The organism is Rhizobium sp. NZLR10, assembly GCF_019685125.1.
GTDB lineage: Bacteria > Pseudomonadota > Alphaproteobacteria > Rhizobiales > Rhizobiaceae > Rhizobium.
The window spans coordinates 107,652-132,699 of record NZ_JABDWE010000007.1 but is presented as its reverse complement, the minus strand read 5'-3'; the positions used below and the strand labels follow the sequence as shown (position 1 = coordinate 132,699).

General features: G+C 61.2%; 25 protein-coding genes. 12 read left to right on the top strand and 13 right to left on the bottom strand.

Annotated features, from left to right (window positions below; translation table 11 throughout):
* Positions 1 to 36: 36 nt before the first annotated feature.
* From hemC to HJB82_RS12815, 6 genes are all read left to right on the top strand, one after another.
* On the top strand, positions 37 to 966 hold the full coding sequence (hemC, locus tag HJB82_RS12840) for a hydroxymethylbilane synthase (RefSeq protein ID WP_221115477.1): 930 nt from the start codon (positions 37 to 39) through the stop codon (positions 964 to 966).
* Between the two features lie 7 nt (positions 967 to 973).
* Positions 974 to 1,681 (top strand): uroporphyrinogen-III synthase, encoded by a 708-nt coding sequence (locus HJB82_RS12835; RefSeq protein WP_221140145.1) that lies wholly within the window; start codon positions 974 to 976, stop codon positions 1,679 to 1,681.
* Between the two features lie 68 nt (positions 1,682 to 1,749).
* Positions 1,750 to 3,015, top strand: a complete 1,266-nt coding sequence (locus HJB82_RS12830) for a COG4223 family protein (protein WP_221140143.1) — start codon at positions 1,750 to 1,752, stop codon at positions 3,013 to 3,015.
* A gap of 4 nt (positions 3,016 to 3,019) precedes the next feature.
* The gene (locus HJB82_RS12825; protein ID WP_221140141.1) at positions 3,020 to 4,627 is read left to right on the top strand and encodes a heme biosynthesis protein HemY; all 1,608 of its coding nucleotides are present in this window, start codon (positions 3,020 to 3,022) and stop codon (positions 4,625 to 4,627) included.
* Positions 4,628 to 4,644: 17 nt separating this feature from the next.
* Positions 4,645 to 5,130: a TerB family tellurite resistance protein gene (locus tag HJB82_RS12820; protein ID WP_207582125.1), complete on the top strand. Its 486-nt coding sequence runs from the start codon at positions 4,645 to 4,647 to the stop codon at positions 5,128 to 5,130.
* The gene (locus HJB82_RS12815) at positions 5,117 to 5,872 is read left to right on the top strand and encodes a glutamine amidotransferase (RefSeq protein ID WP_259671331.1); all 756 of its coding nucleotides are present in this window, start codon (positions 5,117 to 5,119) and stop codon (positions 5,870 to 5,872) included. Before HJB82_RS12820 ends, HJB82_RS12815 begins: the two co-directional genes overlap by 14 nt.
* Positions 5,873 to 5,902: 30 nt before the next feature.
* Here HJB82_RS12815 and HJB82_RS12810 read toward each other — a convergent pair whose 3' ends face one another.
* Positions 5,903 to 7,138 carry an MFS transporter gene (locus tag HJB82_RS12810; protein WP_221131663.1) on the bottom strand — a complete coding sequence of 412 codons (1,236 nt, stop codon included), beginning with the start codon at positions 7,136 to 7,138 and terminating at the stop codon, positions 5,903 to 5,905.
* Between the two features lie 111 nt (positions 7,139 to 7,249).
* Between HJB82_RS12810 and HJB82_RS12805 the strand changes: the two genes are divergently transcribed.
* Positions 7,250 to 7,570, top strand: coding sequence for a YggT family protein (locus HJB82_RS12805; protein WP_164007631.1), 321 nt, complete (start codon positions 7,250 to 7,252; stop codon positions 7,568 to 7,570).
* Positions 7,567 to 7,881 (top strand): DUF167 domain-containing protein, encoded by a 315-nt coding sequence (locus HJB82_RS12800; protein WP_221131710.1) that lies wholly within the window; start codon positions 7,567 to 7,569, stop codon positions 7,879 to 7,881. Before HJB82_RS12805 ends, HJB82_RS12800 begins: the two co-directional genes overlap by 4 nt.
* Before the next feature lie 50 nt (positions 7,882 to 7,931).
* On the opposite strand, the gene ppa is transcribed toward HJB82_RS12800, so the two are convergent.
* The 4 genes from ppa to HJB82_RS12780 all read right to left on the bottom strand — a co-directional run bounded on the left by ppa (position 7,932) and on the right by HJB82_RS12780 (position 13,447).
* Positions 7,932 to 8,465, bottom strand: coding sequence for an inorganic diphosphatase (ppa, locus tag HJB82_RS12795; protein ID WP_011653868.1), 534 nt, complete (start codon positions 8,463 to 8,465; stop codon positions 7,932 to 7,934).
* Positions 8,466 to 8,612: 147 nt separating this feature from the next.
* Entirely contained in the window at positions 8,613 to 9,119 is a 507-nt protein-coding gene (locus HJB82_RS12790) for a GNAT family N-acetyltransferase (protein ID WP_207582129.1), read from the bottom strand.
* Positions 9,120 to 9,381: 262 nt separating this feature from the next.
* A complete protein-coding gene (gene typA / locus HJB82_RS12785; RefSeq protein ID WP_221140139.1) occupies positions 9,382 to 11,202 on the bottom strand; it encodes a translational GTPase TypA in 1,821 nt (606 codons plus the stop codon).
* A gap of 157 nt (positions 11,203 to 11,359) precedes the next feature.
* Positions 11,360 to 13,447 (bottom strand): M3 family metallopeptidase, encoded by a 2,088-nt coding sequence (locus HJB82_RS12780; protein ID WP_221140137.1) that lies wholly within the window; start codon positions 13,445 to 13,447, stop codon positions 11,360 to 11,362.
* A 210-nt stretch (positions 13,448 to 13,657) separates the two neighbouring features.
* Between HJB82_RS12780 and HJB82_RS12775 the strand changes: the two genes are divergently transcribed.
* Complete coding sequence (locus HJB82_RS12775; protein WP_221140135.1) at positions 13,658 to 14,089, top strand: hypothetical protein; 432 nt, start codon at positions 13,658 to 13,660, stop codon at positions 14,087 to 14,089.
* Between the two features lie 136 nt (positions 14,090 to 14,225).
* Here HJB82_RS12775 and HJB82_RS12770 read toward each other — a convergent pair whose 3' ends face one another.
* Positions 14,226 to 14,867, bottom strand: a complete 642-nt coding sequence (locus HJB82_RS12770) for a LysE family translocator (RefSeq protein ID WP_221140134.1) — start codon at positions 14,865 to 14,867, stop codon at positions 14,226 to 14,228.
* A gap of 455 nt (positions 14,868 to 15,322) precedes the next feature.
* Here HJB82_RS12770 and HJB82_RS12765 point away from each other — a divergent pair, with 455 nt between their 5' ends.
* A complete protein-coding gene (locus tag HJB82_RS12765) occupies positions 15,323 to 15,769 on the top strand; it encodes an alpha/beta hydrolase (protein ID WP_221140132.1) in 447 nt (148 codons plus the stop codon).
* A 174-nt stretch (positions 15,770 to 15,943) separates the two neighbouring features.
* On the opposite strand, the gene HJB82_RS12760 is transcribed toward HJB82_RS12765, so the two are convergent.
* Both HJB82_RS12760 and HJB82_RS12755 read right to left on the bottom strand, forming a co-directional pair.
* Complete coding sequence (locus HJB82_RS12760) at positions 15,944 to 16,570, bottom strand: transposase (protein WP_405049238.1); 627 nt, start codon at positions 16,568 to 16,570, stop codon at positions 15,944 to 15,946.
* Between the two features lie 293 nt (positions 16,571 to 16,863).
* Positions 16,864 to 18,087: an argininosuccinate synthase gene (locus tag HJB82_RS12755; protein WP_221140130.1), complete on the bottom strand. Its 1,224-nt coding sequence runs from the start codon at positions 18,085 to 18,087 to the stop codon at positions 16,864 to 16,866.
* A gap of 178 nt (positions 18,088 to 18,265) precedes the next feature.
* On the opposite strand from HJB82_RS12755, the gene HJB82_RS12750 reads away from it, so the two are divergent.
* Positions 18,266 to 19,117, top strand: coding sequence for an SDR family NAD(P)-dependent oxidoreductase (locus HJB82_RS12750; RefSeq protein WP_221115468.1), 852 nt, complete (start codon positions 18,266 to 18,268; stop codon positions 19,115 to 19,117).
* Positions 19,118 to 19,201: 84 nt separating this feature from the next.
* Positions 19,202 to 19,843, top strand: a complete 642-nt coding sequence (locus HJB82_RS12745; RefSeq protein WP_221115467.1) for a LysE family translocator — start codon at positions 19,202 to 19,204, stop codon at positions 19,841 to 19,843.
* A 113-nt stretch (positions 19,844 to 19,956) separates the two neighbouring features.
* Here the strand turns inward: HJB82_RS12745 and HJB82_RS12740 are convergent, their stop codons facing one another.
* From HJB82_RS12740 to HJB82_RS12720, 5 genes are all read right to left on the bottom strand, one after another.
* On the bottom strand, positions 19,957 to 20,751 hold the full coding sequence (locus HJB82_RS12740) for an ABC transporter ATP-binding protein (RefSeq protein ID WP_221115466.1): 795 nt from the start codon (positions 20,749 to 20,751) through the stop codon (positions 19,957 to 19,959).
* Positions 20,748 to 21,626, bottom strand: a complete 879-nt coding sequence (locus HJB82_RS12735) for an ABC transporter permease (RefSeq protein ID WP_221115465.1) — start codon at positions 21,624 to 21,626, stop codon at positions 20,748 to 20,750. The genes HJB82_RS12740 and HJB82_RS12735 overlap by 4 nt, the downstream gene beginning before the upstream one ends.
* A 130-nt stretch (positions 21,627 to 21,756) precedes the next feature.
* Positions 21,757 to 22,710 (bottom strand): ABC transporter substrate-binding protein, encoded by a 954-nt coding sequence (locus HJB82_RS12730; protein WP_207582139.1) that lies wholly within the window; start codon positions 22,708 to 22,710, stop codon positions 21,757 to 21,759.
* Between the two features lie 93 nt (positions 22,711 to 22,803).
* A complete protein-coding gene (gene rlmN, locus HJB82_RS12725; RefSeq protein ID WP_207582140.1) occupies positions 22,804 to 24,030 on the bottom strand; it encodes a 23S rRNA (adenine(2503)-C(2))-methyltransferase RlmN in 1,227 nt (408 codons plus the stop codon).
* Between the two features lie 350 nt (positions 24,031 to 24,380).
* Complete coding sequence (locus HJB82_RS12720; RefSeq protein WP_007632470.1) at positions 24,381 to 24,893, bottom strand: invasion associated locus B family protein; 513 nt, start codon at positions 24,891 to 24,893, stop codon at positions 24,381 to 24,383.
* Positions 24,894 to 25,048: the final 155 nt, after the last annotated feature.

The following is a 25,048-nucleotide window of genomic DNA, read 5'->3' as shown; positions in this document are numbered from 1 at the left end:
GTTTACGAGAACTCCGGTAACAACGGAATAGAGCGGATGCAAACAAAACCTTTCCGGATCGGCACGCGGGGCAGCCCGCTGGCGCTTGCCCAGGCGCATGAGGCCCGCGACAGGCTGATGGCGGCGCATCATCTACCCGAGGACATGTTCGAGATCGTCGTGCTGACAACCAAGGGCGACCGCATCACCGACCGCTCGCTGGCCGAGATCGGCGGCAAGGGCCTCTTCACCGAGGAAATTGAGCAGAAGCTCGTTGCCGGCGAGCTGGATTTTGCCGTGCACTCCGCCAAGGATATTGCGACGAAGCTACCCGAGGGGCTTTATCTCTCCGCCTATCTGCCGCGCGAAGATATCCGCGACGCCGTCATCGGCCGCACCGCGCGCAAACTGATCGACCTGCCGCATGGCGCCACCGTCGGTTCGTCGTCGCTGCGCCGCCAGGCGCTGATCCGCCGCATGCGGCCGGATATCAATGTCATCACCTTCCGCGGCCTAGTGGAAACGCGCCTGCGCAAGCTCGAAGAGGGTCAGGTCGATGCGACCCTGCTGGCGCTTGCCGGCCTGAAGCGCCTTGGCAAGGTCGAGGTGCTGACCGATATCCTCGATCCCGACACCTTCCCGCCGGCGCCGGCGCAGGGAGCGATCTGCATCGAAAGCCGCATCGGTGATACCAGGATCGACGATCTGCTGGCACCGGTCAACGACGCGCCGACCTTCGATACCGTCTCCTGCGAACGTGCCTTTCTCGCCGCTCTCGACGGCTCGTGCCGCACGCCGATCGGCGGTTATGCGGTCTGCGAAGGCGACCTGATCCGCTTCTCCGGCCTTATCATCACGCCTGACGGCCGCAGCCAGCATGCGGTGACCACCGACGGCCACCGCCGCGATGCGGCAGCCCTCGGCACCCGCGCCGGCCAGGACGTTCGCGCAAGGGCCGGCAGCGCCTTTTTCGACGATTGGCACTGACGCGGCCATGCGCGTGCTCGTCACCCGCCCCGCGCATTCGGCGACGAAAACCGCACAACGTCTGCGCGATATGGGCCACGAGCCGCTGCTGCTGCCGCTGCGTCGGCCCCTGCACGACAGCGCGGCAGCCGCGGCCGCGTTGGCTAGAACCAGCGGCGCAATCGCAGTGACCAGCGCCGAAGCTATCAGGGTCGTTGCCGCTCTCGAAGAGCAGCTTCGTCCGCATCTTGCCCGCCCGCTTTTCGCCGTCGGCGAGACGACGGCGGAAGAAGCGCGCAAGCTCGGCTTCCGATCGGTCGCTTCATCCAAGGGCAACGGCCGCGATCTCGCCGATCTCGTCGCGGCGCGGGAAGCGGACGAATTGCTCTATCTTGCCGGCTTGCCGCGCGCCGAAACTTTCGAAGCAGGATTGCGCCAACGCGGCATCCGCTTTTCCGTCGCCGAATGTTATCGCATGCAGCCGGTCGCCCCCGGCCCGGCAGAGATCGGAGCGATTTTCTCAGGCCGGAGGCCGGAGGTCATACTCTTCTATTCCCGGCAGACGGCCGAGGATTTCTTTCGCGTGCCGGAACTGCGATCGGCTCTGCCGGAGGACAGCGGAATCCGCCTTATCTGCCTCAGCGAAGCGGTAGCGGAAGCGATTCCCGCGGCTCTGAGAAAAAGCGTAATGATTTCGCCAACGACGGATGAGAAAAGCCTTTTGTCGCTGCTTTGAAGGCTTTAGCCGCCCAAATTTGATCTAACCTCTTCCCTTAACTGGCATCACTGTCTAGTTTCGTTGCAATGCAGGATAAAGAGGACCTCATGGTATCGGGAAACCCGCCACGCCATTCGAAGAGCGCCGACGAGCCGGTCACGATCGACCTCGATGCACAGGAATTCGCCTCCGCAGCCGATACCGAAAAACCGGTGGACCATGAAACCGGCGATGCCGACAGCACCGCCGATGTCGGCCCGCCGCCCGAAACCGACACTGGGTCGCATGCCGAATATGAAGAGAAACCGGCGATGGATGCGCCGGAGGAGGAACCGGTAGCCCCGGAACCTTCCTTCACGCCTGCCGAACAGCCCGCGCCGAAGAGCGCCGCCACCTCCGGTCTCATTGCCGCCGGCATCGTCGGCGGCCTCGTGGCGCTGCTTGGCGCCGGCGCCATCCAATATGCCGGTTACCTCCCGGGCGGCTCTTCCGCGCCGCAGACGACCTCGCCGCAGACTGCCGATCTTTCCGGCGAGATCGACGGACTGAAACAGGCCGTCGCCAACCTTGCCGCCAATCCGGCGAGCACGGATGATGGTGCGCTTGAGCAGCGCGTCGCCGCGCTGGAAACGGCGGCGAAGGCCCCGGTAGCCGCCGCACCGGCCAATTCGGCAAATGTCGAGTCACTCAACCAGAAGATTGCGGAACTGACCGGTCAGGTCGACCAGTTGCGCGCCACACTTTCCCAATCTTCCGAGCAGCAGACGACGAGCGGCGCCGATATCGCCAAGCGCCTCGAAGAGGCAGAAAAGAAGCTGAACGCGCCGCGCGAGGATGTCGCCGTTGCCCGGGCGATCGCAGCTGCCGCCCTCAAGGCGGCGATCGATCGCGGTGGGCCGTTCCTGGCCGAACTCGATACCTTCGCCGGTGTCGCACCCGACGATCCTGCGGTCGCTGACCTGCGCGCCTTTGCCGAGACCGGCATTCCCTCGCGCGCTGAACTCGTGCGTCAGGTTCCAGATGTCGCCACCGCGATCGTCGAAGCCGTCAACCAGCCGGATCCGAACGAGAGCTGGTCGGACCGGTTGATGTCGAGCGCCAAGTCGCTGGTGAGTGTCCGTCCCGTCGGCAATATCGAGGGCGAAAGCGTCGAAGCCGTCGCCGCCCGCCTGGAGGATAAAGTGAAGATCGGCGACCTGCCGGGCGCTACTGCCGAATGGAATAACCTGCCGGCTCCCGGCAAACAGGCTTCCACCGCCTTCAAGCAATCTCTCGACGCGCGTATCCGCGTCGAGGAACTGGTCGGCGGGGCGCTGTCGAAAGCGGTTTCCGGCACCGGCAAGGAGGGATGAGACCATGCTGATCCGCCTTGTCGTCTTCGCCCTCTTCGTGCTGCTTCTCGCCTATGGCTTCTCCTGGCTCGCCGATCGTCCCGGAGACCTCTCGCTGATCTGGGAGGGCCAGATCTACCAGACGAAGCTGATCGTCGCTGCCAGTGCGATCATCGCTCTGATCGCCGCCGTGATGATCGGCTGGTGGTTCGTCCGCCTGGTCTGGACCTCGCCGCATTCGGTGACGCGTTATTTCCGCGCCCGCAAGCGCGACCGTGGTTATCAGGCGCTGTCGACCGGGCTGATCGCCGCCGGCGCCGGCAATGCGCTGCTTGCCCGCAAGATGGCCGCCCGCTCACGCGGTCTCATCCGCGCCGACCAGGAGCCGCTGATCAACCTGCTCGAAGCCCAGGCGGCCCTGATCGAGGGCCGCCATGATGAGGCACGCGCCAAGTTCGAGGCGATGGCCAACGATCCCGAGACACGCGAACTCGGCCTGCGCGGCCTTTATCTGGAGGCGCGCCGTCTCGGGGCCAACGAGGCCGCCCGCCAATATGCCGAAAAGGCTGCCGACAACGCGCCTTATCTGCCCTGGGCCGCACAGGCGACTCTCGAGTATCGCAGCCAGGCCGGCCGCTGGGACGATGCCATCGGCCTCCTCGAACAACAGAAGGCCGCCCGCGTCGTCGAAAAGGCCGAAGCCAACCGTCTGCACGCCGTCCTGCTGACGGCGCGCGCCGGCGAAATGCTCGAAAACAATCCGACCGGTGCCCGCGACGACGCGTTGCAGGCACTGAAGCTCGCCGCCGATTTCATTCCGGCAGCCCTTATTGCCGCCAAGGCGCTGTTTCGCGAAGGCGGTGTGCGCAAGGCCGCCTCGATCCTCGAACAGGCATGGAAATCGGCACCGCATCCTGAGATCGGCCAAGCTTATGTCAGGGCCCGCAGTGGTGATTCCACGCTCGACCGGCTGAAGCGCGCCGAACGGCTGGAAGGGCTGCGCCCGAACAACGTCGAATCCCTTCTCGTCGTCGCCCAGGCAGCGCTCGACGCGCAGGAATTCGCCAAGGCTCGCTCCAAGGCGGAAGCGGCAGCGCGCATGCAGCCGCGTGAAGCCGCCTTCCTGCTGTTGGCCGACATCGAAGAAGCCGAAACTGGCGACCAGGGCCGGGTGCGCCATTGGCTGGCCCAGGCGCTCAAGGCACCGCGCGATCCGGCCTGGGTGGCAGACGGCTTCGTATCCGACAAATGGCTGCCGGTATCGCCGGTGACCGGCCGCCTGGACGCCTTCGAATGGAAGGCGCCGTTCGGCCAGGTCGAAGGTCGGCTCGAGGACGGCTCGGCGCCCGCCTCGATCGAAACCGCTTTGAAGACACTGCCGCCGCTGCGCGACGTCAGGCCGGAAAGCCCGGTCAACGACCATCGCATCATCGAACTGGAACGCGCCGCGACGATTGCCGAGGCGGCACGCCCGACGCCGGCACCGGCAAAACCGAAGCCCGCCGAATCCGTCAGCGAAAAAGCGCCCGCACCGGGCGAGACAAAACCTTTCTTTGGCGGCCGGCCGGATGATCCCGGCGTTCGCGATCCCAGGGTGGAACAGGAACCCAAGACCCGGCTCCGCCTTTTCTGAAATGGAACGAAAACCGCATGTTCGAACGCTTTCAGGCATTCTTCCAGAATCTTACCGCCGACCACCCGAAGAAAGGCTTTGCCCCCGATGATCCGCGCATCGCGGTGGCGGCACTCTGTATGCAGGTCATGGAGGCCGACGGTCAGATCAAAGCCAGCGAGAAGAAGCGGCTGCGCAAGCTGTTGAAGGAGCAGTATGCACTCGATGGCAAGCAGCTCGATGCACTGATCGCCGCCGGCCTTGAGGCCGAAAGCACCGCCGTCGACTATTATCGCTTCACCGCCGACTTGAAACGCCATCTCAATACCGAGCAACGGCTGGAGCTGATCGGCATTCTCTGGGACATCGTCTATGCCGACGGCGAACGCAGCGAAATGGAAGACCATGTGATCTGGCGCATCGCCGATCTGCTCGGCGTCTCCTCGCGCGAGCGCATCCAGAAGCGGCAGGAGGCCGCCGCCAGGGTCACAGATGTCCGGGTTGCGCAAGATGACACCGACTGAGCAAAACCCCAACCGCGACCGGCGCCCGATCCTCATTGTCCTGCATCAGGAGCGGTCGAGCCCCGGCCGTGTCGGCCAATTGCTTGTCGAAAAGGGCTACCGCCTCGATATCCGTCGCCCGGTTCTCGGCGAGCCGCTTCCGGCGACGCTCGAAGACCATGCCGGCGCCGTCGTCTTCGGCGGGCCGATGAGCGCCAATGATCCCGATGACTTCGTCAAGAAGGAAATCGGCTGGATCGACGTTCCGCTGCGGGAAAAACGCCCTTACCTCGGCATCTGTCTCGGCGCGCAGATGCTGGTGCACCATCTCGGTGGCAAGGTGCAGCCGAATACCGACGGCTCGACGGAGATCGGCTGGTACCCGCTGCGCCCGACCGAGAAAGGCCGCCTGCTGATGCACTGGCCGAAGATGGTCTATCATTTCCATCGCGAGGGCTTCGAGCTGCCGCACGGCGCCCACCTTCTGGCCGAAGGCGATGCTTATCCGAACCAGGCCTTCCGCTACGACGGTAACGCCTGGGGCCTGCAGTTCCACGCCGAATTGACCCGGGTGATGATGCACCGCTGGGTGGTGCATGGCGCGCATCGCTTCATTCTGCCGAACGCCCAGCAGGGCCGCGAACACCTCGAAGGCCGCATGCTGTTCGACGCGCCGCTGAAAGCCTGGCTGAACGAATTCCTCGATATTGTCTTCGAAGGCAAGACGGCAAAGGCCGCCTCCCCGATCACGCTTCCTGCGTAGAGACCTGTATATACGGCAGCATGCGCTATCTCACGTGCTGGGCGCGTCGAGCGTATCGATCCGCCGCAATTTCGGGAAACTCGAAGCCCAGATCGCCGCCACCGCCAGAGTTCCGATCCCGCCGATAACGACCGCCGGCACAGCGCCGAAGATCGATGCCATCGTGCCCGCCCGGAATTCTCCGAGTTCGTTCGAAGCACCGACGAAGACCATGTTGACTGCATTGACGCGGCCGCGCAGCTGATCCGGCGTCCAGAGCGCAATCAGGCTCTCGCGGACATAGACCGACACCATGTCGGCCGCCCCCATCAGCGCCAGCGCCGCGATCGAGACTTCGGTATTGGTCGAGACCCCGAAAATGATCGTTCCGACGCCGAACAGGGCAACGCCGATGAACATGTAGATGCCGGCGCGGTGCTTGAGCGGATAGGCGGCAAGGAAGATCGCCATGACGATGGCGCCAAGTCCCGGTGCGGCGCGCAGCAGTCCGAGGCCCCAGGGGCCGAGGGTCAGGATATCGCGGGCGAAGATCGGCATCAGTGCGGTTGCGCCGCCGAGCAGCACGGCAAAGAGATCGAGCGAGATCGCCCCGAGCACCACCCTTTCGGCGCGGATGAAACTGAAGCCGCCAAGGATCATCGCCCAGCTCTTGGTCTCGCCGGTCGTCTTCTGCACCGGTTTCGGGATCATGTAGAGAAGAGCCGCACCGAGCACCGAAAAGATCACCGCCACCGTATAGGCGGTCGGTGCGCTGACGCCGTAGAGCAGACCGCCGAGCACCGGCCCGGTGATTGCTGCGAGCTGCCAGGACGACGAATTCCAGGCGATCGCATTGGAGAGATCCTGCTCCGGCACGAGATTGGGAGCCAGCGACTGCACCGCCGGCGACATGAAGGCGCGTTCGATGCCGAAGATCAAAAGCACCGCGAAAACAGGCAGGGGCGTGAAGGTTCCCATCGCCGTCATGACAAGCAGCGCCAGCGTGCAGAGCGCGCTCACCAGCGAGCAGAGGGCCGCAATCGCCCGGCGATTGTACCGGTCGGCCACCGAACCGGTGACGAGCATGAGCAGCAGCGACGGCAGGAACTGCACAAGGCCAATCAGGCCGAGATAGATTGCGCTGCCCGTCTGGTCGTACATCTGCCAGCCGACGGCGACGCTGACGATCTGCTGCGAGAAGGAAAGCAGGAACCGCGCGAAGAAGAACCGCGTGTAGGACGAATGCCGGAACGCGGCAAAACGGTCTCCGGTAGGCGAAAACGACATGGGTGTTTTCCGAGGAGACGGGCGCGCCGGAATTGCGGCAAGGCAGCCCGTTAAACATGATTCACCGCGTGTTTCCACACGGCACTTGCTCGTTTAGTCGCCAATGTCTACATGTCTGTCAACAACGAATTGGAGACGACGATGTTTGCGCTGTTTCAAACCATTGATTTGGCTTTGAATATTTACACCTGGATCCTGATTGGCAGTGCCGTTTTTTCCTGGCTCTATGCCTTCAACGTCATCAACTCCAGCAATCAGTTCGTCAATTCGGTCGGCACATTCCTCTATAATGTCACCGAACCGGTGCTGAAGCCGATCCGCCGCTTTTTGCCGAACCTTGGCGGCATCGACATTTCGCCGATCATCCTGCTGCTGATCATCTTCTTCCTGCGCACCTTGCTTTGGACCACGGTCTACCCGCTGGTCGCTTGAGCCGTCCCTGGAGTCTTTTCAATGATCATCTGCGCCTCGCCGTCCGGCTGACGCCGAATGGCGGGCGTGATGCGATCGATGGCATCGAGGCGGATGGCAAGGGCGGCGAAACCCATCTGAAGGCGCGCGTCACTGCCGTGCCGGAAAAAGGCAAGGCCAACAAGGCCCTCATCCGTCTGGTCGCCGGATCGCTGCGCATCCCCAAAACCAGCGTCAGCCTCATCTCCGGCGACACCGCGCGCAAAAAAATCCTCCGGATCGAAGGCGACCCGGAGGATTTGGCAAAAAAACTAGAAGTGCTTTTCAGTTAGAACGCCGCGCATCCGCTGGATGCGCTAAGGACGCTCTATGCGCTGAGCGATCAGCCCTTCTTCTTGGCGCGCTCGACGGCTTCGAGGATGAGTTCGCCGGCTTCCTTGGAATCGCCCCAACCGAAGATCTTCACCCACTTGCCGGGCTCCAGATCCTTGTAGTGCTCGAAGAAGTGCTCGATCTGCTTCAGCGTGATCTCGGGAAGATCGGTGTAGTCCTTCACCTTCTCATAACGCAGCGTCAGCTTCGGCGACGGCACGGCGATGATCTTCTCGTCCTTGCCGGAATTATCTTCCATCTTCAGGACCCCGATCGGACGCACATTGATGACACAGCCGGGAACCAGCGGGCGGGTGCTGGCGATCAGCACGTCGATCGGGTCGCCGTCCTCAGACAGCGTATGCGGTACGAAACCATAATTGCCCGGATAAGTCATCGGCGTGTAGAGGAAACGATCGACGACCAGCGTGCCGGCTTCCTTGTCCATCTCATACTTGATGGGATGGCCACCGACCGGAACCTCGACGATAACGTTGACGTCCTCAGGTGGATTATTACCGATTGAAATGGCGTCGATGCGCATAGGAAACTCCCGCGAGGTTGAATTGATCGCAGCCAGATAATCAGTTTCATGTGGCAACGCAACATTTGAGATCACCGATGCGTGATGGCACCGGCGCAAAATGCTCAAACTTTCAAATGGGAAAACAGGCGGTCGCAACCAACCCCGTCAGTTCCAGATGAAGCCGATCTTCTTCAACTGCCTGTGGTCGAAATTTTCCATGCCTTCGCAGAAATCGACACCGCCGTGATGACGATAGAAGCGGCCGGCGGTCTCGTTTTCCTCAAGGCACCAGACGACCAGCCCGTTGCAGCCGAGCGACTTCAGCAGCCGGCGCGCCTCGCCGAACAGCATCCGGCCGAGACCGATGCCCTGATATTCCGGACGAAGGTAAAGCTCGTAAATCTCGCCTTCCTGCGGCAGCGCCCGGGCGCGGTTGAGGCCGAGCGTCGCGTAGCCGGCAACGGTTCCGGCGACATCGAGAACCAGCAACGTCGCCGGTCCACGCGTTGCCTTGCGCCACCAGTTTTCACCGCGCCGCTCGATCATCTGCGTCAGCGCGCGATGCGGAATAATGCCTGCATAAGTGTGCTGCCAGGCGAGCCTGTGGGTTTCCGATATGGCTCGGGCATCGTTGGGTTCGGCCCGCCGAACATCGATCGACAACGTCTTCATAACGTTTACTCTGGTCCCGCCAAGGGCAATTAACCATATGCGCCCAGCGCATCGTGATCGATTGCCCACAGACTTGATATGTGGACGACAGCTAAAATTTAACGCTTTTTTAACGATTGTCACAAGTCGGAATCAACGCGGCGCACAACAAAAAACCCCGGCACGAAGGCCGGGGTTTCAAACGTTGTTTTTAAAGCTCTTTATTTATGCATGTCGTTATCCCGGAACCGCTTCACACTTCCGGGCGACATGCATTACGCTCTCAGAGAGCCGCTTTGGACTTTTCGAAGCGCTTGCGATCGTTTGCGTCGAGATACATCTTGCGCAGACGAATATTCTTCGGTGTCACTTCCATCAGTTCGTCTTCCTGGATCCAGGAAAGAGCGCGATCAAGCGTCATGCGGATTGGCGGCGTCAGCTTGACGGCTTCGTCCTTGCCGGCGGCGCGGATGTTGGTGAGCTGCTTGCCCTTCAGGACGTTCACTTCAAGGTCGTTATCGCGCGTATGAATGCCGATGATCATGCCGGCATAGACCTTTTCGCCCGGATCGATGATCATCGGGCCGCGGTCTTCCAGGTTGAACATCGCATAAGCGACGGCTTCGCCGGGAGCGTTGGCGAGCAGCACGCCGTTGACGCGGCCACCGATCACACCCTTGTAGGGCTGGTAGTCGTGGAACAGGCGGTTCATGATCGCCGTGCCGCGCGTATCCGTTAACAGTTCCGACTGGTAGCCGATCAGGCCACGGGTCGGTGCGTAGAAACGCAGGCGAAGACGGTTGCCGCCCGAAGGACGCAGCTCGACCATTTCGGCCTTGCGCTCGGACATCTTCTGCACGACGACACCGGAATGTTCTTCGTCGACGTCGACGACGACCTCCTCGATCGGCTCCAGAAGCTGGCCGTTTTCATCCTTGTGCATCACGACGCGCGGACGCGACACGGCAAGCTCGAAGCCTTCGCGACGCATGGTTTCGATGAGAACGGCGAGCTGAAGTTCGCCGCGGCCGGACACGTAGAACGAATCCTTGCCTTCGGCTTCTTCGATCTTCAGGGCGACGTTGCCTTCTGCTTCCTTAAGCAGACGGTCGCGGATGACGCGGGAGGTCACCTTGTCGCCCTCGGTGCCCGCGAGCGGGCTATCGTTGACGATGAAGGACATGGTGACAGTCGGCGGATCGATCGGCTGCGCCTGCAGCGGCTCGGTGACCGAGGGATCGCAGAAGGTATCGGCGACCGTGCCCTTGGAAAGGCCGGCGATCGCAACGATATCGCCTTGATGCGCTTCGTCGATCGCCGTGCGCTCGATGCCGCGGAAGGCGAGGATCTTGGAAATCCGGCCGGTTTCGATCGTCTTACCGTCGGCGTGAAGAACCTTCACCGCCTGGTTCGGCTTGATGGAACCGGAATTGATGCGGCCGGTAATGATACGGCCGAGGAAGGGGTTGGCTTCGAGGATCGTGCCGATCATCGTGAACGGGCCTTCGTGGACGGTCGGCTCCGGCACATGCTTGAGCACCAGGTCGAGCAGAGGTGCGAGACCCTGGTCCTTCGGGCCTTCGGGATTGACGTTCATCCAGCCGTCGCGACCGGAACCGTAAAGGATCGGGAAGTCGAGCTGCTCGTCGGTCGCGTCGAGATTGGCGAAAAGGTCGAAGACTTCGTTGATGACTTCTTCGTGGCGGCCATCCGGACGGTCGATCTTATTGATCGCGACGATCGGGCGAAGGCCGACCTTCAGCGCCTTGCCGACGACGAACTTGGTCTGCGGCATCGGGCCTTCGGAGGCATCGACGAGAACGATCGCGCCATCCACCATCGAGAGAATGCGCTCGACTTCGCCGCCAAAGTCGGCGTGGCCGGGGGTGTCGACGATGTTGATGCGGACACCCTTCCACTCGACCGAGGTCGCCTTGGCGAGAATGGTGATGCCGCGTTCTTTTTCGAGATCGTTCGAGTCCATCACGCGTTCAGCGACGCGCTGATTTTCTCTGAACGAGCCGGACTGCTTGAGAAGCTCATCCACCAGGGTCGTCTTGCCATGGTCAACGTGCGCGATGATCGCGATATTGCGAAGTGCCATATGTGAAATCTCTGAGGCTGCGGCGCACGCTCTTGAGGACGCGCCTATTGGTTTGGGGCGTCCATACAGTTTTTTTTGCGTTTGCGAAAGAGGGGAACGCGCAAAAGCTGCGGCATGGCTGTCGCCCTGCCGCATCATAGCGTGTCATCAAATTGTCTTAGGCGTCGCTGCCTGTCAATTCCTCGAAGGTCGAAAGCCCCTTTTTGACGAGCATCGCATGCGGGCTCGGCAGCTTGCCGCGGAAGGCCTTGTAGGCGTCCTCCGGATCGATAGAGCCGCCGACGGAATAGATATTCTCCTTGAGCTTGCGCGCCATCTCGCCGTTGAAGGGATCTCCCGTCTCCTCGAAGGCGGCAAACGCGTCGGCATCGAGCACCTCCGACCACATATAGGAGTAATAGCCGGCCGAATAACCGCCGGAAAAGATGTGCTGGAAGTGCGGCGTCGCATGGCGCATGACGATCGATTTCGGCATGCCGATCTCGGCCAGCACCTCCGCCTGCACCGCCATCGGATCCGCAACCGCCTCCCGCGTGTGAAACGCCATATCGACCAGCGCCGACGAGGTGAACTCGACGGTGTTGAAGCCGGCATTGAAGGTGCGGGCCGCAAGCACCTTGTCGAGCAGAGCCTGCGGCATCGGCTCGCCGGTTTCGACATGCACGGCATAGCGCTTCAAAATATCGGGCACCGTCAGCCAATGCTCGTAGAGCTGCGACGGCAGCTCGACGAAATCGCGCGAAACGCCGGTGCCGGAGACCGAAGGATAGGTAACGTTCGAAAGCATGCCGTGCAATGCGTGGCCGAATTCGTGGAACAGCGTGCGCGCATCGTCGAGCGACAGCAGCGCCGGTTTGCCCTCGGCGGGCTTGGCGAAGTTGCAGACGTTGTAGATGATCGGCTGCTCGCCGTGGTGGCCGTTCTTCAGCTCCAGCCTGTGCTGCGATTGCAACGAGCTCATCCAGGCGCCGGATCGTTTTGAGCCGCGGGCGAAATAATCGCCGAGGAACAGCGCGACCAGCCGGTCTTCGCGATCCCAGATTTCAAAAACCCTGACATCCGGGTGATACGCGGCCGCGTCCTTCTTCTCGACGGCGCGGATACCGAACAGCCGGCCGGCCACCTCGAAGCAGGCCTCGACGATCTTCTCGAGCTGCAGATAGGGCTTGAGTTCGGCCTCGGAGAAATCGAACTTTCGCGCCCGGATCTTTTCGGCGTAGTGGCGCCAGTCCCAGGGCATCACCTCGTGGTTTCGCCCCTCCTCGGCGATCAGCGCGGCGATATCGGTCTCCTCTTCGCCGGCGCGCTTTACCGCCCTTGCCCAGACGGCCTTGAGCAGGTCGTTCACCGCACCCGCCGTCTTTGCCATCGTGTTGTCGAGCTTCAGCTCGGCGAAATTGCCGTAACCAAGCAGGCTCGCCACCTCATGGCGCAGCGCCAGCGTTTCCTTGATGACGGCGCGATTGTCCGTCTCGCCGTCATTTTCGCCGCGTGCCACCCAAGCCTTGAAAGCCTGCTCGCGCAGATCGCGGCGCTCCGAAAAGGTCAGGAACGGCTCGATGATCGAGCGTGACAGCGTCACCGCATATTTGCCCTCTTCGCCGCGTTCGCGCGCAGCCGCAGACATTGCGTCGCGCAGGAATTCCGGCAGCCCGTCGAGCTCGGCTCCGGAAGAAAGCGTGAGTGCCCAGGCCTTCTCGTCGGCGAGAACGTTCTGGCCGAATTGCGTCCCGAGGCCGGCAAGCTTTTCATTGATCGACGCAAGTTTCTCCTGCTTGGCCTTCTCAAGCTTGGCGCCCGACTTGACGAAACCTTTCCAGTGGCGTTCCAGCACGCGTGTCTGTTCGAGCGTCAGGCCAAGGCTGTCGCGCGTCTCCCAGAGCATGTCGATGCGGGAAAAAAGCGCGGCATTCATGCCGATCTTCGAATAGTGGCGCGACATCTTCGGCGAGATCTCCCGCTCCAACGCCTGGATCACATCGTTGGTATGCGCGCCCGCCTTGTTCCAGAACAGCGCCGAAACGCGCGACAGCGCGTCACCGGCAATCTCCAGCGCCACGACCGTATTGTCGAATGTCGGCGCCTCGCCGTTACCGGCGATCTCGTCGATCTCCCCCTCATGGGCGGCAAGCGCCGCCTCGAAGGCGGCGGCGAAATCACCGTCGTCAACGGCATCGAAACGCGGCAGGCCGTGAAGGCCGTCCCAAGTCACCAGCGCCGGATTGAAATCATGTGGAGAAGGCATCGGAGAATTCCTTTTTGGCATGCACGGGGTTCGTCAATATAGGAGGGCCATCGCAGAATTGGTATGTTGCCGGGAAGGACCTTTTGCCTCGCCTGCAAAATCTGGTGGACAAAAATTGACGCGCGAAAATTAACCAATCGTTAACGATTGACGCGAATCACGCGTTAGCGCTAGCTTTCCCATGTTTCTTCTTCTACGGGGACATGCGCCATGGAAATTTTTTCTGTGCGGTCTTCTCAGAGTTTGCTCTTTAAAAACAATCCTAATAACGCAAAAAGTTCGAAGACCGCTGATATTGAAATCCAGACCAGGGCGCCCGCCCCGGCCTCGTTCCAGATCGACGACAATAGTGACGAAGGGCCGGATTTCACCGCGGTCAGCCCTGGAGAACTGCGCAATTACGCGCGCCAGAGTTTCGACAGCGGCCTGATCGATCAAAGTACCTACGCGGCGATCTCCGAGCCGCTGCCGATGCATGCAATCGATCCGCTCGGCAACGTCATCGATCTCTCCGGCGTCACCGACGGCACCAGCTTCAATTTTCTCGATTATTACAAAAATCAGTTGCAGATCGCCATGTCGATCGGCGATCCCGATGAGGTCCAGACGCTGAAATCGATCGTCAATTTCCTGGACAGTTGAATTAAAGCATGTCGTGCAAAACTGTGCAGCGGTTTTCCCAGGCAAAGCGCGAAGCGCTTTTGCGGCAACGACATGCGTAAAAACAAGGAGCTAAAGCGCAAGGAGCGGATCTGAAAGATCGCGACGCGCTTTCGCTTTAGGCCTTGCGCCAGCCGATAAGGCCGGGTGTTGCATGCCAGAGTGCCTGGGCGGCAAACCCCATGAACAGCACGCCCGAACAACGCACGATCAACCGTTCGTGCGCCCGATAGAAGCGGCGTACCGCGCCTGCGCCGATGACGCCGATCAGGATGATGTCGGCCGTCACGAAACCGACGAACGACACACCGACAAGCCCCGGCAACGCCTCGAAATCAAGCGCCCCGGCCGAGCCTGCAACCAATGCGGTGAAGGTGGCGAGCGCCACCGGATACCCCTTCGGATTGGTGACGCCGAAGATCAGACCGCGGCGAAACGGCCGCTCGACCACCACAAGCGCCTGCCCCTCCGCTTTCGGCTTGGCATTGACGGCGCTCCAGCCGATCCAGGCAAGATAGAAGCCGCAGGCAAGGCCGAGCAGGTCGAAGACGAAGGTTCCGATCGTCTTTGCCCCGACGATTGCGATCAGCGCCAGCGACGACCAGATGATATCCCCGACCAGATGCCCCATCATGAAGAAGGCGCCGGCCTTACGGCCCTGCCCGGCACCGATGCCGAGCAGCTGAAGAAAGGCGGGTCCGGGGATGAGCACATAGAAGAGTGCCGCCAGAAAGGCGCCGACGACCAGGGACTGCGTCATGGAGATACTCCGGAGGATGATTGCGGCAGAGTAAGTCATCCCCGGCGTCCGTCAAGAGCGCTCCGTGGCCACGAAAAGCGGGATAAGAGCAAATCCTACTATCGGTAACTTCTGCCTGAAGCGGCGATTCGGATCTGTAGACTAGCGATACACCCTCGGGATCCTGTTGAGCGGGCTGTTTGGATGCTTCTTCGGTAAGATGCTTTTGCGTTGGTAGTTCTCATCGCAACGCCAGCAGCCCTTCTACGTTGCTAGCTCCTCTTAAGGAACGCCTGCTGGTGAAAAGCGACCAAATTTGCCGGCGCGGATAATCACAAGCTTGTGAGGTTTGTAACGCCTGGCGATCAGCACTGAATGTATCAGGGCAAGCCACATCGTGGCTCCCCTTCTGAGCGGAACACCCCCGGACGAGTCCTCGGGGGAGCTCAGTCGTCTATTCGTGAAAGGAGAACTATATGAATCACCTGGTTTCCGCTTTCGCCGCGCTTGCCGGCTTCCCCTTATCTTCCGCACCGGTCTACAGCGCTGAGCCTGTTAAAAATATCGTGTTGGTTCACGGCGCTTCGGATGGGTTTCGCACGTTGGACCCCAAGACGTTCCATGAGGACTTCGCCGCAGACCTGCCTGAAGCCGACGCGGATTTCATGGCGCGATCTCAGGTTCCGGTGAGCGAGAAGGCGCTAGGTACAAAAGTCACCGAAGCCGCTTGGCGTTCTAAACCAAGCTGGTATGTCGTTGCGACGGAAGATCATAAGATTAATCCTGACTTTGAACGGTATATGGCCAAGCGGGCCGGTAGCTCGACGGTCGAGATCAAGGGAAGTCACGCCGTGTACGTGTCCCAACCCCAGGCAGTCGCCGATCTGATCAAAGATGCTGCGGAAGGTGCCGCTTCGAACTAAATAAAAAAGCGTTGACGCGCGGCCAGCGTCCTCTCCGTCGTCTGCTCAGACAGCAGACAGGGGCAAAGTTCTGTCAACCCAATTCCTCGCTGATCGGTACAGAACAGTCCCGCGTCACCGCACCTTCAACGTCATTGGGCTGGTATCGATGAGATGATCGATGCCCGACCGAGACTACGACGGGTCGAGGTTGCAAAATTCGGTTCGCTCAGGGATGGCTTTGGTACATCGATCATGGAGTAAAGGGATTTCGCTCTTTGATGCTTCGGCTATGCCGTGCCCGGACGATTTCGGGCGTGCGCATGCAAGCATGCGATTGAGGACGGCGTAGCCGATGGCAACTTCCGTTTGCTGCGCGCCGAATGAGCGTGCCCGCAGTCGGTGTCCGATGATCGACTTGTAGCGGCCGATCGCGGTCTCGATCAGCGGCCGTTTGCCATAGTCGGTGGCGGCTTGCCATTTCATCCGGCCGTCCGTGTTGATTGCTGCGATGTGCCGGTCGCGCTGGTTGGTGGTCTCTATATCGGATCGGTCGACTGCATTGATCCGTGCCGGGATGACAACAGCCGCGTTGGCGCTATGCCTGGCGACGGCGTCGTAGGTCGTTACCGTCATGGGCCCCATCGGCCGTGATCTGGCCGATCGGAGCGTCGATCTGGTCGAGCAAGGGCTTGACCTGGGATCGCCAGCCTCGTGATCGGTCATGACGTCAGCGATGATCTCGCCGCTGTCCGCGTCCAACGCCAGATGCAGTTTCCGCCAGCTGCGACGGGATTTGGCGCCGTGCTCTCTTCCAGCCACTGGCCACCACCGTCGACTTCGAGCCCGGGACTGTCGATGAGGACGTGAACAGGCCCCTTTATCGAAGCGCTGCGGCCGTCCCGCCTGTCAGCTGATCGCCATGTCCGTGCACGTCGGCTCAGCGGGCACAGTGAGATCCAGTCCCATTAATCGCAGCACCGATGCCAGAAGATTGCGCTTGTCGCTCACCTACGCCAACGCCATTAACGATCCGCGCACCAAGGCTCTGGGCAATGAAAGAGCCCGCGCGGCGATGCCGGCGGGGCCATATCCGGTGTGCAGGCGAAGCGTGATTACTTCGTGAGGTTGCGCTTGGCGAGCGTGCGCAGGCGCAGCGCGTTGAGCTTGATGAAGCCAGCCGCATCCTTCTGGTCGTAGGCGCCCTGATCGTCCTCGAAGGTGACGAGCTTGTCGGAATAGAGCGACTTTTCGCTTTCGCGGCCGATAACCATGACATTGCCCTTGTAGAGCTTCAGCGTCACTTCGCCCTCGACATGCTCCTGGCTCTTGTCGATCAGCGCCTGCAGCATCTCGCGCTCCGGCGAGAACCAGAAGCCGTAATAGATCAGCTCGGCGTAGCGCGGCATGATCTCGTCCTTGAGATGGGCAGCACCGCGGTCGAGCGTGATCGATTCGATGGCGCGGTGCGCCGAGAGCAGGATTGTGCCGCCTGGCGTTTCGTAGATGCCGCGCGACTTCATGCCGACATAACGGTTTTCGACGAGGTCGAGACGGCCGATGCCGTTGTCGCGGCCGTAATTGTTGAGTGTCGCCAAGAGTGTCGCCGGGCTCATCCGCACGCCATTGATCGAAACCGCGTCACCCTTTTCGAAGCCGACCTTGATCACCGTTGCCTTGTCGGGTGCCGCCTCGGGCGAAATGGTGCGCATATGCACATATTCCGGCGCTTCCTGAGAGGGGTCCTCGAGCACCTTGCCCTCGGAGGAGGAATGCAGCAGGTTTGCGTCGACGGAGAACGGCGCCTCGCCTTTCTTGTCCTTGGCAACCGGGATCTGATGCTGCTCGGCGAAGGCAAGCAGGTCGGTGCGGCTCTTGAACGCCCAGTCGCGCCACGGCGCGATGATCTTGATGTCGGGGTTCAAAGCATAGGCGGACAATTCGAACCGGACCTGGTCGTTGCCCTTGCCGGTCGCGCCGTGCGCGATCGCATCCGCGCCCGTCTTGCGGGCGATATCGATCAGATGCTTGGAAATCAACGGCCGGGCAATCGACGTGCCGAGCAGGTAAACGCCCTCATAGACGGCATTGGCACGGAACATCGGGAAGACGAAATCGCGCACGAATTCCTCGCGCACATCCTCGATGTAGATCTCCTTGATGCCGAGCATCTCGGCCTTCTTGCGCGCCGGTTCCAGCTCTTCGCCCTGGCCGAGATCGGCGGTGAAGGTGACGACTTCGGCGCCGAGCTCGGTCTGCAGCCACTTCAGGATGATCGAGGTGTCGAGGCCGCCGGAATAGGCGAGAACGACTTTCTTCACGTCTTTGTACGATGCCATGATGATGAGGTCCGTTGCATAAAAGGCCGGCGAAAACCCGGTGTCGCGGCACTTTTAGCGAGATTGGCGCGTGACGCAAGGGCAAGTGCGGCGCCACCGGCGGCGATAGCGTTTGACAGCGCGAAAGCGGAGCCCATATTCGCCTGCGTCCGAACAACGCTCCTGGAGAGACTGAGCCGTGACGAATATTCAAGACATTTTCAAGAAGTCCAATGTTGCCGTCATCACCGGCGGCGCTTCCGGCATCGGCCTGGCGGCAGCGAAATATTTCGCCGGACGCGGCATGAGCGTCGTCATCGCCGATCTCGGCGGTGATCGGCTGGCCAACTCCGCCGACGAACTCAAGGCCATCGCCGGCGAGGAAAATGTGATGGCGGTCGAGACCGACGTCGCGGCCAAGGACTCGCTGGAGGCGCTCGAACGCGCCGTGCTCCAGCGTTTCGGCCGCGTGCACGTGCTGATGAACAATGCCGGCATCGGCCCGGAAACTTCGATCTTCAGCCCGCAGGCGAACTGGGACAATATCTTCGCCGTCAACCTGATGGGTGTCATCAACGGCACGCGCACCTTCGGCCCGAAGATGCTGTCGCATGGCGAGCCAGGCCTGATCATCAACACCGGCTCGAAGCAGGGCATCACGACGCCGCCCGGCAACCCCGCCTACAACATTTCCAAGGCTGGCGTGAAAGTTTTTACCGAAGCGCTCGAACACGAACTTCGCAACATCGGCGGCGGAAAGATCTCCGCGCACCTTCTCATCCCCGGCTTCGTCTTCACCGGCTTGACCCAGGGCAGCCACATCGAAAAACCGCCTGCCGCCTGGACACCGGAGCAGACCGTCGATTTCATGGTCGAGAGCCTCGAGCGCGGCGACTTCTATATCCTCTGCCCTGACAATGACGTGGCACGCACGGTCGATGAGCGTCGCATGCTCTGGGCTGCCGGCGACATCGTCGAGAACCGCCCGCCACTGTCGCGCTGGCACAAGGACTACGGCGACAAATTCAAAGCGTTCCTGGAACAGAAGTGATCGATACTATTCCAAGGTTTGATTGGTAATTTTCTGGAAGCCGAGTAAGAAATCGTCGGATCTTTCCGGCTTACAGAGTGTGCCATGGATTTCCTGCCCAGCCTGTCGACCCTTCTCGCCTTTGCCGCCGCGACGCTGTTGCTCGCGGCGACCCCGGGCCCAGACATGACGCTGTCGATCAGCCGTTCGCTGGCCCAGGGCAAGAAGGCGGCTCTCTTCGTCGTCGTCGGCACCAGCCTTGGCATCGTCGTTCACACCATGCTGGTCGCCTTCGGCATTTCGGCGCTGATCACCGCCTCGCCGACCGCCTTCCTGATCCTGAAGACCGGCGGTGCCGCCTATCTGCTCTGGCTGGCCGTGCAGGCGATCCGCTTTGGCGCGAAGCTCACCGTCGCTAGGGTCGAGGAGCAGAAAGGCACGGCGCTTTCGAACATCTCGTCGGGTTTCTGGGTCAATCTTCTGAACCCCAAGGTCATTATCTTCTTCATGACCTTCCTGCCGCAATTCGTCAGCGCCGGCGATCCAGCCGTCACGCAGAAGCTGCTTTTCCTCGGCCTTTGCTTCATCCTGATCGGCATGCCGGTCAATGCCAGCGTCGTCTTTGCTGCCGACTGGCTGGCCTCCTGGCTGCAAACCAACAAGAAGGTGTTGCGCGGCATGGACTACACTTTCGCCGGCGTCTTCTCGATCTTCGCGGCGAAGATCCTGCTCACCCAAGCCAGATGATCAGCCAATTCGCGGTCGCGAAACGATCCGCTCACGGTCGGCCTTAGCCGATCACGCCGTCGCCTTAGCCGATCAGCACGCCGTCGGCGCTAGCCGATCAGCACGCTGTCGGTTTATCCGATCAGCAAAGCATCGTCATCGAGCGTCTGGCCGCGCATCTTGCGGAACATCGCGATCAGATCCTCGACCTGCAGGTTCTTTCTGTTGTCGCCCGCCACGTCGAGAACGATCTCGCCGCCATGCAGCATGATCGTGCGGTGGCCGTAGTCCAGCGCCTGACGCATCGAATGCGTCACCATCATCGTCGTCAGCTTGCGCTCGGTAACGATCTTCTGGGTGAGGTTCATCACGAACTCCGCCATCCCGGGATCGAGCGCTGCCGTGTGTTCGTCGAGCAGCAGCACTTCCGAGCCTGCAAGCGTCGCCATGACGAGCGAAACGGCCTGGCGCTGCCCGCCGGAGAGCAGATCCATGCGGTCCTTCAGCCGGTTTTCGAGCCCGAGATTGAGTTCGGCGATCCGCTCCCGGAAATAGTCGCGCCTGCTACCGCCGAGCGCCGGTGCAAGCCCACGTTTCTTGCCCCGACTGGCAGCCAAAGCGAGATTTTCCTCGATCGACAAAGCGCCACAGCTTCCCGTCAGCGGATCCTGGAACACACGCGCAACCAGACCGGCGCGTGATGCCGTCGACTTGCGCGTCACCTCGTTTTTGCCGATCAGCACCTGCCCCTCGCTCGGCAGGACATCGCCGGCGAGCACGCCGAGCAAAGTCGATTTGCCGGCGCCGTTGGAGCCGATGACGGTGACGAAGGAGCCTTGTTCTATGGTCAGGCTGACGCCGTTCAGCGCCTGCTTCTGTAGCGGCGTGCCGCGCCCGAAAACAACCTTGACGTCCTTGACGCTGATCACGATGCGGCACCTCCGCGAAGACGGGGTAGGATGAGCGCCACGGTCACCAATACTGCCGTCACGAAATTGAGGTCGGATGCCTGCAGGCCGATGACGTCGCTGGATAGCGCCAGCTGGATCGCGATGCGATAGAGGATCGAGCCGAGCACGCAGCCGATCAACGCGATCAGCAGCCCGCGCCGCCCAAGCAGCGTCTCACCGATGATGACCGCGGCGAGACCGACGACGATTGTGCCGACGCCCGAAGTGACGTCGGCAAAACCGTTCGTCTGGGCAAACAATGCGCCGCCGAGCGCCACCAGCGCATTCGAGATCGCCATGCCGAGATAGATCTGCCGGCTGGTATCGACGCCCTGCGCCCGCGCCATCCGCGCATTGGCGCCGGTCGCCCGCATCGCCAGCCCGGCATCGCTTTCCAGGAAGCGCCAGACCACGATGAGCGCGATGACGACGAGAACGCCGACGAACAGCGGCCGCACGTAGAAATCGCGAAGACCATGGCCGAAGAATGGGCTGATCATCGTGTCGGCATTGATGAGGGCGACATTGGGTTTGCCCATCACGCGCAGATTGACGGAAAACAGCGCAATCATCGTCAGGATCGAGGCAAGCAGGTTGAGGATCTTGAAGCGCACGTTGAGCAGCGCCGTTACCATGCCCGCACCCGCGCCGGCCGCCATCGCGACCAAGGCCGCGAGCCAGGCGTTGAGACCAGCGATGATCAGCACCGCCGTCACCGCCGCGCCGAGCGGAAAGGAGCCGTCGACCGTCAGGTCGGGAAAGTCCAGAACACGGAAAGCGAGATAGACGCCGAGAGCGACGAAGGAATAGACCAGGCCGAGCTCGACGGCCCCCCAGAATGCGATTTGGCTCAAGGCTTCCGCCCCTTTTCTTCCGTTTCCGTTTCGCATGCGTGCGAAACATTCAAGCTTCCAATAGCATCAGCCACTCTCGTGTGGAACGAGAGCGGCTGTAAAACTTGACCGATGGCAGCAGCCGCGTTGCTTATTCGATGACTTTAGTGGCGCGGGAAAGCACGCTCTGCGGCAGGGTGACGCCCATCTTGGCCGCAGCAGCCTTGTTGACGACGAGATCGCTGCCGGCGGCGGTCTTGACCGCAATATCACCGGGGTTTTCGCCCTTCAGCACCCGCACGACGATTTCGCCCGTCTGCTTGCCGACATCGTAATAGTTGAAGCCGAGGGCGGCGATCGACCCGCGCGAAACCGAATCCGTATCGGCGGTGAAGAGCGGCAGCTTGCTCTCCTCGGCAACCGCGACGGCGCCTTCGAGCGCCGAGATGATGGTGTTGTCGGTTGGGATGTAGATCACATCGGCGCGGCCGACGAGCGCGCGTGCCGCACCCTGAACCTCTGCCGACTTGGTGGCGGCCGATTCCACAACCTTCAGGCCGGCCTTTTCGGCTTCGGTCTTCAGCACCGCCAGCAGCGAAACGGAGTTCGCCTCGCCGGAATTGTAGAGATAGCCGATGGTTTTCACATCAGGCAGGATTTCCTTGATCAGCGCGATGTGCTCGGCGACCGGCGACATGTCGGAAAGGCCAGTGACGTTGCCGCCGGGCTTGTCCATATTCTTGACGAGCTGGGCGCCGAGCGGATCCGACACGGCCGTGAAGACCACCGGGATATCGCGCGTCGAGGAGACGACCGCCTGGGCCGATGGCGTGGAGATCGGCACGATGACATTCGGCTCGTCGCCGGCGAACTGGCGGGCAATCTGGGCTGCCGTCGCCGGATTGCCCTGCGCCGACTCGAAGACGAATTTCAGGTTCTCGCCCTCTTTGTAGCCGGCGGCCGTCAGCGCATCGAGAACACCCTTCCGGGCTGCATCCAGCGCCGGATGTTCGACGATCGCCGTCACGGCAACGGTCACATTGTCAGCCTTTGCGGGCAGGGAAAGGGCCAAACTGGCGGCAAGAGCGAGTAAAATCGAGCGCATTTGTATCCTCCTGATTGATTTTGGCGCCAGTTTTAGGAAAGGGGCGCCCTGAAATCAATCGCGGAGAATTGTAGCAAGGATCAAACTTGCTGATCAGTCGTCGGCGCCGTGATTGGCAATCATCATCGCCTCGAAGGCCAGGCGCTCGGTCTTGCGCATACGTTCGGAGTCCGATTTCAGCTGGCCGCAGGCGGCAAGAATGTCGCGGCCGCGCGGCGTGCGGATCGGCGAGGCGTAACCCGCCGAATTGATGAAATCGGCGAACTTCTCGATCTGTTCCCAGTCGGAACACTGGTAATTGGTGCCGGGCCAGGGATTGAACGGAATGAGGTTGATCTTCGCCGGCACGCCTTTCAAGAGCTTGATCAGCCCCTTGGCATCTTCCAGGCTGTCGTTGACATCCTTCAGCATCACATATTCGAAGGTGATCCGCCGTGCGTTCGAAAGGCCCGGATAGGTTCGGCAGGCTTCGATCAGCTCCTTCAGCGGGTACTTCTTGTTGATCGGCACGAGAATGTCGCGCAAATCGTCGCGCACCGCATGCAGCGAGATCGCCAGCATGACGCCGATCTCATCGCCGGTGCGGAAGATCTCCGGCACGACACCGGAGGTGGAAAGCGTCACTCGGCGCCTGGACAGCGACAGGCCGTCGCCATCCGTGGCGATCAGCAATGCCTGTTTGACGGCGTCGAAGTTGTAGAGCGGCTCACCCATGCCCATCATCACGATGTTGCTGACCTTGCGGCCCTCGGCAGGCATGATCGTTCCCTGCGGCGCTTGACGATCCGGGAAGTCGCCGAGCCGGTCACGGGCAAGCAGCAGCTGTGACAGAATTTCCTCTGCCGTCAGGTTCCGCACCAGCCGCTGTGTCCCGGTATGACAGAAGGAACAGGTAAGCGTGCAGCCGACCTGGCTGGAAAGACAGAGCGTGCCGCGGCCCTCTTCCGGAATATAGACGGCTTCGATCTCGACGGGGCGCCCCGCGCCCCGCGGGGGAAAACGCAGCAGCCATTTGCGCGTGCCGTCGTTCGAGACCTGTTCCTCGACGATCTCCGGACGTTCGATAGTGAAATGCTGCTTCAGCATCTCCCGCATATCCTTGGCGACATTCGTCATATGGTCGAAATCGGAGACGCCGCGCACATAGATCCAGTTCCAGAGCTGCGCGACGCGCATCTTGATCTGCTTCTCAGCCACTCCCGTTTCCCGGAGTACCGCCCCCATCTCCTCGCGCGACAGCCCGATCAGAGACGGCTTTTCGAGGCTGGCGGAGGTGTGCGCCTGCGGCTTGCTAACAACGATCGCATCCATGACGGACATAAGCATTCATCCCGAATTCAAACATGTCCTGCCCCTGCGAGCCCGCATGCTTCAGGGTGAACCGGAAGACTTGCGGACGCATGACGGCAGATCGGCAAAAATTGAATGGCGGAACGGCGACTGATCGCGATCTATCCGCTGTTGGGCCGGCTTTAGCATCATTTTGCCCGCCCGTCACTACATAGCGTGTCGCGCAAAACTGTGCGGCGGTTTTGCGACAACGACATGTGGAAACCAAAGACCTAAAGCGTGGAAAGCGAATCTGAAAGATCCCGCTGCGCTTTAGATGGAATCGAGAGGGGCCGGCGCAAGGCCGGCCCCTCTCGAAATTCTGCGGTGGGAAAGGCTGCTTACTTGCAGCTTTCGATCTGCTTCAGCGCAGCCGAGATGCCGGAGAGCGAATAGCTGTAGGAGGTGCCGGTGCCCTTGCGCGAAACGGCATTCACCGTCATCGAATGACCGGTCTTCATCGCCGCGACGAGGGCTGGCTCCTGCGCCGCATTCTCGACCCAGCCGGCCTTGTCCTTGGTGAACATCACGAAGGTCTTGTTGTCGATGACGACGTTGATCTTCGAATTTTCCTTCACCGTGTAGCCCATCATCGCCTGCGGTTCGTAGGAGATGTTCTGGCCCGGACGCTGCGAGACGATGAAGAAGTTGTCGCCGTGGTCAACGCTTGCCGGCTGCTTTGCCGTCGGAACGGACAGCACATAGCACACGGTGCTATTGCCCGACTTGTAGGAGTAGGCGCCCCATGCCTGGAACTGCTGGATGCGGTTCGGCGCGGCGGCCTGTTGCGCTGCCGCAACTCCGGCCATAACAAGGGTGAGTGCGAGAGCGGATACGATACTTTTTACAAACATGGATTCCTGCCGGTTCTTGCGATCAAGGCCCGAAGCGATCATAGCGGGCGCCGCATAATCACGATCTGCTTTATTTTGACTTAATTCAGGTTACCAAATGGTCAACAATAGCCGCGATTTGTATGTGCCTGTGTCATTTCAGCTCGAGTGTCAAT